Here is a 13,298-nt window from a genome sequence, read left to right on the forward strand (position 1 = left end):
AAGAAGAACCTGCGCTACGTGATCGGCCATCCCTGCGTGCAATGCCACGTCGGCTTCGACCCGACCCGGCCGCCGATCAATCCAAACCTGCCGAAGTGGGAGAACCTGTCGGCGACCATCGGCAACCAGCACATCAATCAGCCGACCATGTTCTTCCAGGGTGCGCCGGAAGATTCGCTGGCCCGCATCGCCTTGCAGGCCGGCCGCAACGGCACCATCGATACCAGTCTCGTTGCCAACGATTTCCAGAACAATCCGGGCACCCAGAACAACATCATGGATTTCCAGAATCGGCGTGTTTTCACCAACACGATCAAGGATCCGATCACTGGCAAGCTCGAGAAAGGCCGCACCCAGCATGTGCTGAAAGGCGGTGAGGACACGGTCGGCGATCACCTTGCGCTGATCCGCGTCTACGTCAACATCGGCATGTGCACCGAGGAATGCTGGACACCGAACTTCCCGAGCCCGGGCAGTTTCTTCGGCGAGAAGGCCGCGCAGAAACCGTTCCGCATCGCCCAATGCGCGCGTGACTGCGAGCCCTGGAACTACGCCGACGCCAAGATGGACGACCTCGCCGCGTTCCTGATCACCGGTGGACCCACTTATCTGCCGGCAGCGAAAGATGTCGACGGCAAGACCGGGCTCGACTACATCGATCTGAGCAAGGTGCCGCAAGGCCGCAAGGTGTTCGCTCGCGAATGCGCAAGCTGCCACAGCACCCAGGTGGCGCCGGAGAACGTGCGCCAGGACAAGGCGGCGCTCGAGCGTTACTACGAAGGTCACGTGTTCGGCTCGGAAGCACACTGGCAGCAGGAATTCAGCGAAGCCGAGCGGACCAGCCCGGCGTTCATCGCCAAGCACATGGCCAGGGACGTGAAGGGCGTGCTGCGTCCCGCGCAGTTCGCCAAGGACGACGTCTTCGGCCAGGACTGGCTCGGCAACGATGAACCGACGCCGTTCAACATCATCGGCACCAACATGTGCCGCGCCCTGCACGACAACCATAACCAGGGCCACATCTGGGAAGAGTTCTCCAGCGAGGACTACAAGAACCGGCCGTCGCCGGGCAGCGTGCCGAACGTGCTCAACCGCATGGTGCAGGGCCTCGGCGGCACCAAGATGGGCGAGCACAAGATCGAAGGCGGACCGGGTTACTACCGCAACATTTCGCTGCTGTCGGTCTGGGCCACCGCGCCGTTCCTGCACAACAACGCGATCGGCGAGCAGACGCGGCTCGCCGACGGCAAGACGCTCGATTACACGGTCAAGGGCCGGGTCACGCAGTTCGAGCAGGCTTTCGACGAGCTGATGACCTCGGACAATCCGGCGATCACGCCGCACCGACCGCAGAAGTCGACGGTCATCGATCGTGACTTCTGGCTGGCGCCGCGCGAGGACGGCCAGGGCCTGCTCAAGCTGCCGGTCTCGAAGGGCACGCCGATCGCCAACTTCGCCAGCGCCGATCCGCACCATCCGCTGTTCATGAAGTGCGATGACCCGATCGAGAACAAGGGCCATCAGTTCGGCGTCAGCCTGTCGCCGGCCGACAAGCTGGCGCTGCGCGAATTCCTGAAGCTGATGTGATCGCGGCGATGCGCGCCGTTATTGCCGCTGCCCTGGTCGCCAGCCTGCTGGCGGCCTGCGGCAGCGACGAGGGCAGCGGCATCACTCAACTGGCCAGGCAGCCGGGCGCGCCGGCCGCGGATTCATTGAGCGCGCGACTCATTCCGGCTGACGATCTGCCGCCGGCCGGCACGCGCTCGCTGTTCGATCATCTGATCGCCGCCAACGGCCAGATTCCGTATCCGTTCCCGAAGCTCGTCGAACTGATCCGCAAGAACGATCCGGAAGCGGCGCCGCCGCTGACCGTGCTGATTCCGCATGGCCGCTCGCTGCTCAAGGGCCTGGCCGATGACGCGCATCCGCGCGTGCTCGCCGCCGCCGATTTTCAGGCCGCGAGCACGCCGGCTTCGCTGGGTCTGAATCCGCGCGGCCAGCTGTTTCTCGGCTTCGTCGAGAACGCCAGCGAGATCGAAGTGCTGAGCTACAACGAAGCCGCCGGCCGCTACGAGTTCCAGCTGGTGCAGAACTACTGCGCTGGCTGCATCCCCAAGCTGGTCTACGCCAAGCGCGCGATCTGCACCACCTGCCATCAGGGCGCGGTGCCGATCTTCCCGCAGCGGCCGTGGAACGAAACCAATGGCGCGCCGGCAACGGCCGCAGCGATCCAGGCTGCGCGCGGCAACGACCAGCCCTATCTCGACGTACCGCTGAGCAATCCGCTGGGCGTGCCCGAGCGCTTTGACCAGCTGACCGATGTCGGCGGCTTCATCCCGGCCACGCAACGCATCTGGATCGATGCCTGCGGCGATTCAGCCGTCTGCCGCAGGACGATGCTCAAGCTCGCACTGACCTGGCTGGCGAATCCGGCCGGCTTCGATGCCCAGTCCGCTGACGCCGCGACGCTGCGCGAACTGCAAGCCACTGGCTGGCCGAAAGACGGCATCGCCGTCGCCGAAAGCGACCTCGCCAATCGCGATCCGATCGAGGAAGCGCGCGGCTTCAAGGGCTGGCTGCGCAGCCTGACAAGCCGGCAGCCGAAACCCGGCGATGGCGCGAAGACCAATGAGGACCTCGAAGCTTTCGATCGCCTGCCGAAGCTGAAAGCGGCCTTCGATCCATTGAGCCGGCGGCCGCCGAAACGCATGCTGAGTGCGGCCGATCTCGATGGCGTCTACGGCCTTGCGGCGCTGTTCTCAGATGCTGATCGATCCTTGCTGGAAAGCAGTGCCGGCTTCGATACCGCCAAGCTCGTCTCTGCTGTCGACAGGGTCGACGAAGCCTTCTTCGCGCCAGCCGTCTACTCGCGAGTCCGAACGATGAACGCGCTACTGACCGCACTCGGTACCAAGCCGCTGAACTACTGCTGCCTCGACACCGCCGAGTTGTCCCCGCCCGTCGCCAGCGGCGAGCCGCCGGTGACGCTCGTCGCCGGTTCGCCGCTGGCCCCGTTCGAGCAGTACTGCTTTGCCTGCCATCGCGGCAATCCGGCCAAGAAGCTGAACTTCATGAGCGGCCCGGACGAGGCCGCCGTGCTCGCCAACATCAAGGCCAAGGACGCGATCCGTGAAGCGCTGGACTGGCCGCGCTACCAAGGCACCGACAAGGCCAACAAGCTGATGCCGCCAGCCGATTCGCTGCAGCACGAGCGTTTGCAGTCAGCTCTGGCGCAGAATCCGAAACTGCTCGAGCAGATGCGGGCGGTGGTGCCGGGAATGTTCGATTTCTGAGGCTGGCTGATTCCATGACTCACTCACAATCATCGTCATTCCTGCGCAGGCGGGAATCCAGTTTCCTCGCTGCAGCGAGACTGATCTGGCCTCAGCGCGGAAGCCAGAACTGGATTGTTGAACGCGTCCCTGCGCTCAACCTGCTTGCGCAGGCTTACGCGCCGATTCGCTCCTGGCGAATCGGTCCCGCCTTCGCGGGAATGACGGCATTGGTTTGGAGCAGCGCGCTCCAGGCCCAGCCCGTGTTCGCGCTGATGTACAAGCAACAGTTCGGCTACGCGCCGTCCTGCAACGCCTGCCACAAGGATGGCGGCGGCACCGCGCTGAATCCCTATGGCGAAGCGTTCAAGAAAGCCGGCAAGGATCTCGCGGCGTTCAAGGCGATCGAGAAGCAGGATGCCGACGGTGACGGCTTCGCCAATGCAGACGAAGCCATCGCCAAAGCCAATCCCGGTGTGAAGACCTCGACGCCGAAAGCACCCGGGGACTGGCTGGACGCCTTGAGCCTGATTCCGAAGGAAGTACAGGCTCGCTTCCCCGGTGTGAAGACCTGGCTGCCGAAGGACGCGCTGCTCAGCGATGCCGATGTCGCCCGCGCTGCCACGCTCGGCGCGACGCTGAGCAAGGCCGATGACAACACCATCTACATCCCGCTGACCGACCAGCGTCCGTCCGGCACGGCGCTGATCTTCGCCGCCGAGTACCAGGGCAAGCCGTTCTACCTGCTGCTGACCACCGACCGCGCACTGACCGTCGCCAGTGTCGAGCCGATGAACACCCGGCAGGTGCCGGAGGCGGCGAAAAGCAAGGTCTACGCGATGTTCGCAGGCGTACCGGTCGACAAGCTGCCGGCAGCGACCGGCAATGATCTCGATGCGGTGATCACGGCGGCGGTGAAGAAGGCCGGCACTCTGCTGTTCGTGCGCCTGAAGAATGCTTAGCTCCGACTTCGCAGGGTGGCCCGCGGCCGCCGGCTTCCGCACCGGTTCCGGACCATGGCGGCGGGCATGGCCCGCCCTACGCGGCGGGCTCCTGTGCTTGCTGATGGCGCTGGCATCGCCGGTGCTGTTCGCCGCCGCCGAAGCGCCAGCGCCGGCAATCGCTCAACCGGCAGCAACAGGTGCCGACGCCCAGAAAGACGGCTTCGACTTCTTCAGCGACAAGCCCGTGGCCGCCGCCGAAGTCGTCGTGCTGCCGCCGGAAAAGCCGGCCTGGCAGACCGTCGGTGGGCCGATCGCGCTCGCCGCGTTTTTCTTCGCGCTGAACCTGATCATCTGGCGCCTGGTGCCGTTCTCCTCGCACTCGATCGACATCAACCTGCGCAACTTTCCGCCGGCGGCGAAGCGCGGCATCGCGATGGCGGTGGTGATCTTCGGCATCGCGTTCGCGTTCGGTGCCTCGGAGATTTCCTATCAGCTGAACCTGCATGGTTCGGCGAGTGCCTACTTCGAGCAGATGTCGCTCGGCAAGCTGATCGCTTTCAGTCACGCCCACCTGTTCGGCTTCACCACCAGCTTCTTCATCGTCGGCATTCCGTTCTCGCTGCAGTTCAACCAGCTCAAGGTCTACCAGTGGGTGTTTCCGGTCGGCCTCGCGGCCAGCCTCACCGACGTGATCTCCTGGTGGGGCATCAAGTTCGTGTCGGCAAACTTTGAATGGATGAGCCTGTTCTGCGGTCTGTTGTTCACCATCAGCTACGGCTGGATGCTGATCGGCCTGTTGCGGGTGCTGCTGTTCCCGGAAGTGATCTGGGGTAGCGACAAGGACAAGGACGAACGGCTCGCCCAGCGGCGCGCCCAGCAGATAGACAAGCCTTGACCAGCCGCGGTCGCAGCAAAGCGTTTCTCGTACGATGACCGCACGGCAACGCCAAAAAAACGCCGAATGGCCGCAGAGGGCCGAAGCAACGACCTTCACAAGGTCCCAGAAGAGATACCTAAAAAAGGTTCAGGAGCAGACATGAATTACTTCGTCACCGGCGCCACCGGTTTCATCGGCAAGCATCTGATCGAGCGCCTGCTGGCGCGCCCGGACGCCACCATCCACGTGCTGGTCCGCGAATCTTCGGAAGACAAGTTCGCCGCTTTGCAGGAGCGCTACGGCGATGCCGGCGACCGGCTGCAGATGGTCGCGGGTGACATCACCACACCGGGCCTGGTGTCGACCGCGGAGCTGAAAAAGCTGAAGGGCAAGGTCGGGCACGTGTTTCACCTGGCCGCCGTCTACGACATGAACATGGACGATGCGACCGGCGATCGCATCAACAACGAAGGCACGCGCAATACCGTGGCCTTCACCAACAGCCTGGGCGGCGGCGTGGTGCTGCATCATGTGTCGAGCGTGGCGGTGGCCGGCGGCGATTTCGTCGGCAGCTTCACCGAAGCGATGTTCGACGAGGGCCAGCCGGTCAAGCATCCGTATTTCCGGACCAAGTTCCAGTCCGAGAAGATCGTCCGTGACGAAGCCAAGGTGCCGTTCCGGGTCTATCGCCCGGGCGCGGTCGTCGGCCATTCGAAGACCGGCGAGATGGACAAGATCGACGGCCCTTACTACTTCTTCAAGACCATCCAGAAGCTCAGCCACCGAATTCCGAAATGGCTGCCGCTGCTCGGCATCGAAGGCGGCAAGGTGCCGATCGCGCCGGTCGACTACATCGCCGATGCGCTCGATGCGATCGCCCACAAGGACGGCCTGAACGGCCAGACCTTCCATCTGGTGCAGTCGAACAGCCCCAGCGTCGGCGACCTGATCCAGTCGATCCTGAAGGCTGCTCACGGGCCGCGCTTCAAGAAGAAGTTCGAGCTGCCGACGATGCCGGCCTCGATGCGCAAGTTCGGCGGCCAGATGGGCGGCGCCCTGCCGGCCAGCGTCAAGAAGCAGATCGCCAAGGCGATCGGCGCGCCGCTGTCGGTGCTCGGCTACATCACCAACCGCGCCGTGTTCGACGACAAGAACGCCCGCGCCGCGCTCAAGGGCACCGGCATCAAGTGCCCGGAATTCCGTGAGTACGCGAAGCATCTGTGGTCGTACTGGGAGCAGTTCCTCGACATCCATTACGAGCCTAGGCCTGAGCTGATCGCCAAGGTGAAGGGCAAGGTGATCCTGGTCACCGGTGCCTCGTCGGGCATCGGCTTCACTACGGCGAAGAACCTGGCGATTGCCGGTGCCCGGGTCATCCTCGTCGCGCGTACCGAATCGAACCTGATCGAGACCCAGAACATCATCGCCAAGGCCGGCGGCGAGAGCTACGTCTATCCCTGCGATCTGATCGACATGAAGGCGATTGACGTGATGGCCGCGAAAGTGCTGCGCGACTTCGGCCACGTCGACATCCTGATCAACAACGCCGGCCGCTCGATTCGCCGCGCGGTGATGGAAAGCTTTGACCGCTTCCACGATTTCGAGCGGACCATGGAGCTGAACTACTACGGCGCCGTGCGCCTGATCATGGCGCTGCTGCCGACGATGACCGCGCGCAAGAACGGCCACATCATCAACATCAGCTCGATCGGCGTGCTGGCCAATGCGGCGCGCTTCTCGGCCTATGTCGCCTCCAAGGCCGCGCTCGACGCCTTCACCCGCTGCCTGTCGGCGGAAGTGAAGGGCAGCAACATCCGCACCACGGTGATCTACATGCCGCTGGTACGCACGCCGATGATCGCGCCGACCAAGATCTACAGCTACGTGCCGACCTGGTCCCCGGACGACGCCGCCGACACCGTGATCAAGGCGATCCTCGACGAACCGAAATCGATCGCCACCACCCTGGGCACCGCTGCCGCCGTGAGCTACGCGATCTGGCCGAAGGTCAACGACTACATCCTGTCGAAGGGCTTCCAGCTGTTCCCGTCATCGACCGCCGCGCGTGGCTCGAAGGACAAGGATTCGAAGGCCGACAAGCCGACGCTCGAACAGGTGGTGTTCGCGAATGTGTTCAAAGGTGAGCACTGGTAAACCTAGAGGCCCCTTGCGGGGCCTCGGTTCGCTCAAGGCCGCGCAAACGGCACCAGCACCTGCCAGAGCAGCAAGGTGGCGTCGATGTCGAAAGTCGTCGCGCCCAGCGCAATCGTGTAGCCGGCGTAGTTGGTGCCCGGCCAGGTGTGACCGCCGCCGTTGACGGTGTACAGGCGCACGTCGCTGTCGGCGCAGCTGCGGTAGCGGCGCAGGGTCACGGTGGTGCCGTCGGTGAGTACCGTGTTCGGCAAGCGGGTATCGGTGAAGCCGGCGCTGCAGCCGTTCTTGACTGACCAGAACGCCGCCGCATCCGGAACGCTGTACTGGCCCAGCATGCCGGTGTACGGAACCACCGCATCGCTGGTGCCGGCGAAGATCACCGTCGGCATCCGCTGGCCACCCATGCAGCGCGTGGCCAGGGAGTTGCGCAAGGTCGCGGCGACCATGGCCAGACCGGCGAACTGTTGCGGCCGCTCGCAGGCGAGGCGTTCGGCCATGAAGCCACCGTTGGAATAGCCGGCAACATAGGTCCGGCCGGCATCCAGGCCATTGGCGGCCTGCTCGCGGCTGATCAGGCCGCTGAGGAAACCGACGTCATCGACACCGAGGCGGCTCGGATCATCGTTCCAGTTGGCGCCGAAAGATTCCGGCAGATAGACCCAGGCGCCGTACTGGGCGGCCAGGCGCCCGGCGCGCGTCAGGTTGGCCATGCGGGCAGGCTTCAGAGCCAGCGGATGGAGCAGCAGCAATACCGGTGCGCCGGCCGGCGCGCCGATCGGGCGGACGCCGACATAACGGCGGGTCAGCCCGTCCTGGACGTAGGTTCCCTCGAAGGTTTCGGTGCCATCGGTCGGCTCGATGCGTTCGCCGCCCGCCTGCAGTAGCAGCAGGTCCAGTCCGCCGAAGAACTGGCCGAGGTCGGCAAAGATCGGCAGCCCCGGCAGCATCGGCAACAGCGGGCCGAGGATCGGCAGCGCGACGATGGGCGCCGGCGGGCTGGACTCCTGGGCCATTGCCTCGGTGGCGGTCATCGTGCAGCAGGCGAGCAATGAAGCGACGGCCAAAAACACCCGGCGCCGCATGGCGCTGGGGCGGAGGTTGATGGACATGCGGTGCGACCCCTGAGTGAGCGTTATTGTCGGTTTAAGCGCTGCGCAACGGGCCTAGCAATCCGCCCGGGGGTTCCCGTCTTGACCATCAAGCCCGATGACGGCAGCTCCCCAAGCGGCCGTCATCAGTCATCAAACTTCATGCCGACCAGACCGGCCGGCATGATCGCCAATCAGGCGCTCTGCGCCAGCCGCTCGCGCCGCGCCGCGACGCCACCGGCGAGGGTGCGCAGCAGGTCGGCGGTGTCATCCCAGGCCAGGCAGGCATCGGTGACGCTCTGGCCGTAGACCATCTGCTCGCGCGGGCCGATTTCCTGACGGCCTTCGACCAGATGGCTTTCGATCATCACGCCGATGATCCGCTCGGAGCCTTCGGCAAGCTGGCCGGCGACATCGCGGCCGACCTCGATCTGCAGGCGGTGCTGCTTGCGGCTGTTGGCATGGCTGAAGTCGACCATCACCGCCGGCCGCATGCCGGCCTTGGTCATCGCGGCCGCGGCGGCATCGACGCTGGCGGAATCGAAATTGGTGCCGGTGGAACCGCCGCGCAGGATCACGTGGCTGTCCGGATTGCCGGCGGTCTCGAAGATCGAGATCTGGCCTTCCTGGGTCGCCGACAGGAAACGGTGCGGCGCACGGGCCGACTGCACGGCGTCGACCGCGACCTTCACCGAACCGTCGGTGCCGTTCTTGAAGCCGACCGCGCAGGACAAACCACTGGCCATTTCGCGATGCAGCTGCGATTCCGTGGTGCGCGCACCGATCGCGCCCCAGGACACCAGATCGGCGAGGTACTGCGGCGTCAGGATGTCGAGGAATTCCACACCGGCCGGCATGCCGTCCGCGTTCAGTTCCAGCAGCAGCTTCCGCGCGGTGCGCAGGCCGGTGTCGATGTCGTAGGAATCATCGAGGTTCGGATCGTTGATCAGGCCCTTCCAGCCCACCGTGGTGCGCGGCTTCTCGAAATACACGCGCATCACGATCAGCAGGTTCCTGGCCAGCGATGGCCGCAGCGCCTTCAGCTTCGCGGCATATTCCAGCGCGGCTTTCGGATCGTGGATCGAGCAGGGGCCGACGATCACCAGCAGGCGGTCGTCACGGCCGGCGAGCACGTCCTGAATCTCGCGGCGCGTGGTTTCGACGGTCAGCGCGGCGGCTTCGTTGATCGGCAGTTCGGCCTGCACCTGCGACGGTGCCGACACCGCGCGGATCGACTTGATGCGCAGGTTCTCGGTAGCCGGGCGGGCAGCGGCGGCGGGGTTCGATGGCGACGTGTTCATCGTGAAACTCTCTTTTGCAAGGCAAATCCGGTCGCGGATGCTAGCAGACGACCCGCGCAGCAATCATCCCGGGGGCTGGCCCGTACCCCGGACAAGACTCCCGGCACGGGCTTTGTTTATCCTCGCCGCGCCATCCTCCAGCCCGCCGCCCCTCATGAAACTTCGTGCTTCCGTTGTTGCCAGCGTCAGCCTGCTCGGTCTGCTGGCGTCGCCGACCTTGCTGGCCGATACGGCGCTCGCCGTTCGCAACGAAGCCAGCCTGAGCCGCGCCACGGCGCTGCCGATCCTCGGCAACTCGCAGGTGCTGAACGACGGCGAGCAGGCTTACGGCCTGCGGGTGGACTGGAGCAACGAGTACGTCAACACGCAGAACGCGCGCGAATCACTGCTGATCGATGCCGAAAGCCAGCGCATCACCTTCGGTTTCCGCCAAGGTCTGGCGCCGGGTGTCGAGATCGGCATCGACGTGCCGCTGCTGATCACCGGCGGCGGCGTGCTCGATAACCTCATCGAAAACTGGCATGACACTTTCGGCCTGCCCAACGGCGGCCGTCAGCAGCGGCCGCGCAATCGCTACGCGGTGCAGTACGTGAGGGACGGCCAGACCTTGCTCGACGTCCACGACAGCAGCACCGACTTCGGCGACGTCGAACTCAATGCCGGCTTCGCGCTGCGCGACGACATCGCCTTCCGCGCGATGGTCAAGCTACCCACCGGCCGCGACAGCCTTCTGCTCGGCGGCACCACCGGCGGCGCGATCTGGTTCGACTACAACCCCTTCGCCTCGCTCACCAACTGGTTCGGCTACGTGTCGGCCGGCGTCTCCTACAACGAGGCGGCCGACCAGCTCGGTGGCCAGCAGAATCCACTGGTGGGCCTCGGCGGTGTCGGCGTCGGCTACAAGCTGATTCCGGCGCTGGCGCTGATCACCCAGTTCAATGTGCAGACCAAGCTGTACAAGGGCTCGACTTTGAACGCGCTCGACAACCCGGGCGGCCAGCTCGCGTTCGGCGGCCGGATCTCCTTCAGCCGACGGCTGGCGCTTGATCTGGGCGTGCAGGAAGACGTGCTGCTCAGCTCGTCGCCGGACTTCAGCATTCACATCGGCCTCAACTACCACTGAGACCTCGCGGGCATTCAGCCCGCGGGCTTGCCGCGCATGAAGTCCAGCCGCTGCTCGCCGGCCGGCACGCCGCCGTCGACGAAACGGCGTTCGGCAAACAGGGTGCGGCCATCGCGGCCGATCAGCACGATCTGGCTGGCCCGCGTGCCGTAGCCGGGCAGGCGGATGAACGCCGTCGACAGCAGGCGTTCACGCTCCAGGCCGATACCGGTCTCCGGCAGCGCGGCGTCGTCCGGGCGTTGCTGATCGGCCAGCGCTTCGTAGAGCGGATCGAGATTCGGCTCGGCCGCATTGGCATCGGTACTGGCGATCCATGCTTCCAGCCGCGCCATCAGCCGCTGGGTCTTCGGCCAGGGCTGTTCGATCCCGCCGTTCGAAAGGCCGTGGATGCCCCAGGCCAGGGTTTCCCAGCGCGGCTTCAGGCGATTGGTGGCGACCACCAGCTCCTCGCCATCCCAGAGCAGCAGATTGAACGGGCCATAGCTGTCGCCATCGGCGCGGCGCAGTTCGGCGAAGCCGACGGCCGACTCCTCGCCGCTCAGGTAATCGCTGACCAGCCGGCCGCGCGAGACGCGGGTAATCGGCGAGGCCGGCTCGCGGACATTGGTCACCGCCGCCAGCCGTGGCCGCGTGCGATCGATTGCCAGCCAGCCGCCGCCGGCTTCCAGATCGCGGCCGCCCAAGATCTGCGGGTGATCGTCCCAGGGCGCCAGCGGCGCCGTCGGGCGGGCATGGAACTCGTCGCGATTGGCGACCAGTACCAGCGGAAATGAAGGGTGAACGTTCCAGGCACAAGCGATCAGGCACATGGGTCGGAATGATGCCTCACCCGCGCAGGCTTCGGAGTGCCCGTGCACACTGCCACCTCACCGAATTCGAATAACGCCCTATGACGACTCGAAAGCCCAAGCCCAATGCCAGGCACCGTGCCAAGTCCAGTGCCAAGCCCAGCGACTACGAAGTCGATCAGCTGAAGCGCATCTCCGCCTGGCGCGATGCGCCGCCGGATCAGCTGACCCGCTTCTTCGACCGTGCGCTGTCACCCGCCACCCATGTCGCGCAGAAGGCCATTCCGGCCGACTGGCTGCGCACCGCGCTGAATGGCGTGCAGCACGGCTCGGCGCGGCTGGCGAACCGTAAAGCGCTGATGCGCAAGGCCGGCGTCAGCGCGCTGGAGGAACTGCACGAAGGCGATCTTGAAGCCTGCGATCAGCATGCCGGCCAGGTCGGCCGGCGTGGCGCGGCACTGGCAGGCGGCACCGGGGCGCTGTTCGGCGTCGTCGGCGCCGCCGGCATGGTCGCCGACGTGCCGACCCTGCTGGTGCAGGCGTTCCGGGTCATTCATCGCATCGGCCTCTGCTACGGCGAAGACTGTGCCGATGCCGAACTGAAACACCTGCCGGTGGCGATCTTCGCGCTGGCCTCGGCCAGCTCGCTTGAGGAAAAACAGGCCGCACTGCAGGTGCTGGAACGCGATGCCGAAGCCGATAGCGCTGCGATACGCGAAGGCCTGGAACGCGCCGCAGAGCGCGAGCTGGCCAAGGAAGCGGCGGTCTACAGCATCAGCAACCTGGCGCAGGCGATCACCCGCCGGTTGGGCCTGGCCAAGGCCGGCGGCACCTTGCCGCTGCTGGGCGCGCTGGTCGGCGGCGCGGTCAACGCCTGGTTTCTAAACGAGGTTGCAACCGCGGCGAGAACGGCCTTCCAGCTGCGCTGGCTGCGCCGACGCTACGGCTCAGGCTTGCCGCTGGCGACGGCTTACGGCGAGACCCTGGCGCTGGAACATCTGCCCGACGAAGCCTAGACGCGCAGCAGCGGCTTGAGCAGCCGCAGCCCGTCCGAACCATCGTCGTAATAGCCGGGCAGCGTCTGCACTTCGCGATAGCCGAGCTTCGCGTACAGCGCCCGCGCCGCCGCATTGTCGGCGCGGACTTCGAGGCTCGCCCGCTCGCAGCCGGCGGCGCTCGCAGCCGTTTCCATCGCCAGCACCAGCCGCTCGCCCCAGCGCTGGCCGCGGGCCGTCGGCGCCACCACCACCGAATAGATGCGCGCGGCGCGGCTGCCCTTGCGGCGCAGCCAGACCAGGTTGCCGACCACGGCGGCGTCCGCGTTTTCGGCGATCAGCACCTGAGCGGTCGGCACGCTGAGGAAGCGACGCACGCTGCGCCGCGACATGCGATCGGACGGGAACAGCGCTTCGAGCGCCAATACCGCTTCGATATCCGCCAGGCTGCCGCGACGGATACGGCCGGCAGCGGAATTCCTGCTCGGGGCGGCGCTCAAGCCTGCTCGCGCATCCGCGTCTGCGCATCGAGCTTCTTGACGAAGTACTCGATGATCTTGCGGTAGATCGCGTCCTTCAGCACCAGGTCTTCGACGCCCCAATCGATGTTCGGGTTGTCGTTGACTTCGATGACCTTGACGACGTTGCCGAACTGCTTGAGATCGACGCCGTACAGGCCATCGCCGACCGCGCGCGCCGCCTGCAGCGCGACGCTGAGCACCGCCTTCGGCACCTGGGCGACGTCGAGCGTCTCGT

Annotated in this window: 11 protein-coding genes and 1 pseudogene; 7 read left to right on the forward strand and 5 right to left on the reverse strand. The window is 65.6% G+C overall.

Annotation, left to right across the window (positions count from 1 at the left end; all coding sequences use genetic code 11):
• From QZY06_RS17005 to QZY06_RS17025, 5 genes are all read left to right on the forward strand, one after another.
• A partial coding sequence (locus QZY06_RS17005; protein ID WP_295686279.1) for a hypothetical protein occupies window positions 1-1,587 on the forward strand: 1,587 nt, incomplete at its 5' end.
• Window positions 1,588-1,595: 8 nt separating this feature from the next.
• On the forward strand, window positions 1,596-3,293 hold the full coding sequence (locus QZY06_RS17010; RefSeq protein ID WP_295686281.1) for a hypothetical protein: 1,698 nt from the start codon (window positions 1,596-1,598) through the stop codon (window positions 3,291-3,293).
• A gap of 254 nt (window positions 3,294-3,547) precedes the next feature.
• Window positions 3,548-4,234 carry a hypothetical protein gene (locus tag QZY06_RS17015; RefSeq protein WP_295686283.1) on the forward strand — a complete coding sequence of 229 codons (687 nt, stop codon included), beginning with the start codon at window positions 3,548-3,550 and terminating at the stop codon, window positions 4,232-4,234.
• 103 nt (window positions 4,235-4,337) lie between these two features.
• Window positions 4,338-5,111 carry a hypothetical protein gene (locus QZY06_RS17020; protein WP_295686284.1) on the forward strand — a complete coding sequence of 258 codons (774 nt, stop codon included), beginning with the start codon at window positions 4,338-4,340 and terminating at the stop codon, window positions 5,109-5,111.
• Window positions 5,112-5,252: 141 nt separating this feature from the next.
• The gene (locus tag QZY06_RS17025; RefSeq protein ID WP_295686286.1) at window positions 5,253-7,247 is read left to right on the forward strand and encodes an SDR family oxidoreductase; all 1,995 of its coding nucleotides are present in this window, start codon (window positions 5,253-5,255) and stop codon (window positions 7,245-7,247) included.
• 32 nt (window positions 7,248-7,279) lie between these two features.
• Here the strand turns inward: QZY06_RS17025 and QZY06_RS17030 are convergent, their stop codons facing one another.
• Together QZY06_RS17030 and QZY06_RS17035 are read right to left on the reverse strand one after the other, a co-directional pair.
• The gene (locus QZY06_RS17030) at window positions 7,280-8,356 is read right to left on the reverse strand and encodes a PHB depolymerase family esterase (protein WP_295686288.1); all 1,077 of its coding nucleotides are present in this window, start codon (window positions 8,354-8,356) and stop codon (window positions 7,280-7,282) included.
• A gap of 173 nt (window positions 8,357-8,529) precedes the next feature.
• Window positions 8,530-9,636 carry a 3-deoxy-7-phosphoheptulonate synthase gene (locus QZY06_RS17035; protein ID WP_295686290.1) on the reverse strand — a complete coding sequence of 369 codons (1,107 nt, stop codon included), beginning with the start codon at window positions 9,634-9,636 and terminating at the stop codon, window positions 8,530-8,532.
• A 154-nt stretch (window positions 9,637-9,790) separates the two neighbouring features.
• Between QZY06_RS17035 and QZY06_RS17040 the strand changes: the two genes are divergently transcribed.
• The gene (locus tag QZY06_RS17040; RefSeq protein ID WP_295686292.1) at window positions 9,791-10,759 is read left to right on the forward strand and encodes a DUF3187 family protein; all 969 of its coding nucleotides are present in this window, start codon (window positions 9,791-9,793) and stop codon (window positions 10,757-10,759) included.
• A 14-nt stretch (window positions 10,760-10,773) separates the two neighbouring features.
• Here QZY06_RS17040 and QZY06_RS17045 read toward each other — a convergent pair whose 3' ends face one another.
• Window positions 10,774-11,568 (reverse strand): NRDE family protein, encoded by a 795-nt coding sequence (locus tag QZY06_RS17045; protein ID WP_295686295.1) that lies wholly within the window; start codon window positions 11,566-11,568, stop codon window positions 10,774-10,776.
• A gap of 80 nt (window positions 11,569-11,648) precedes the next feature.
• Between QZY06_RS17045 and QZY06_RS17050 the strand changes: the two genes are divergently transcribed.
• A complete protein-coding gene (locus QZY06_RS17050) occupies window positions 11,649-12,563 on the forward strand; it encodes an EcsC family protein (protein ID WP_295686297.1) in 915 nt (304 codons plus the stop codon).
• On the opposite strand, the gene QZY06_RS17055 is transcribed toward QZY06_RS17050, so the two are convergent.
• Both QZY06_RS17055 and QZY06_RS17060 read right to left on the reverse strand, forming a co-directional pair.
• Window positions 12,560-13,042 (reverse strand): N-acetyltransferase, encoded by a 483-nt coding sequence (locus QZY06_RS17055; protein ID WP_295686298.1) that lies wholly within the window; start codon window positions 13,040-13,042, stop codon window positions 12,560-12,562. The genes QZY06_RS17050 and QZY06_RS17055 overlap by 4 nt on opposite strands.
• Window positions 13,039-13,298, reverse strand: a pseudogene (locus tag QZY06_RS17060) (RimK family alpha-L-glutamate ligase); the annotation flags it as partial. The gene QZY06_RS17055 and the pseudogene QZY06_RS17060, both read right to left, overlap by 4 nt.

The organism is uncultured Nevskia sp. (assembly GCF_903885465.1).
In the GTDB taxonomy this organism is placed as follows: Bacteria; Pseudomonadota; Gammaproteobacteria; order Nevskiales; family Nevskiaceae; genus Nevskia.

Bases quoted from the DNA above. Each gene is read 5' to 3' on its own strand.
- QZY06_RS17010 (WP_295686281.1), top strand. From the start codon at position 1,596: ATGCGCGCCGTTATTGCCGCTGCCCTGGTCGCCAGCCTGCTGGCGGCC.
- QZY06_RS17015 (WP_295686283.1), top strand. From the start codon at position 3,548: ATGTACAAGCAACAGTTCGGCTACGCGCCGTCCTGCAACGCCTGCCAC.
- QZY06_RS17020 (WP_295686284.1), top strand. From the start codon at position 4,338: ATGGCGCTGGCATCGCCGGTGCTGTTCGCCGCCGCCGAAGCGCCAGCG.
- QZY06_RS17025 (WP_295686286.1), top strand. From the start codon at position 5,253: ATGAATTACTTCGTCACCGGCGCCACCGGTTTCATCGGCAAGCATCTG.
- QZY06_RS17030 (WP_295686288.1), bottom strand. From the start codon at position 8,356: ATGTCCATCAACCTCCGCCCCAGCGCCATGCGGCGCCGGGTGTTTTTG.
- QZY06_RS17035 (WP_295686290.1), bottom strand. From the start codon at position 9,636: ATGAACACGTCGCCATCGAACCCCGCCGCCGCTGCCCGCCCGGCTACC.
- QZY06_RS17040 (WP_295686292.1), top strand. From the start codon at position 9,791: ATGAAACTTCGTGCTTCCGTTGTTGCCAGCGTCAGCCTGCTCGGTCTG.
- QZY06_RS17045 (WP_295686295.1), bottom strand. From the start codon at position 11,568: ATGTGCCTGATCGCTTGTGCCTGGAACGTTCACCCTTCATTTCCGCTG.
- QZY06_RS17050 (WP_295686297.1), top strand. From the start codon at position 11,649: ATGACGACTCGAAAGCCCAAGCCCAATGCCAGGCACCGTGCCAAGTCC.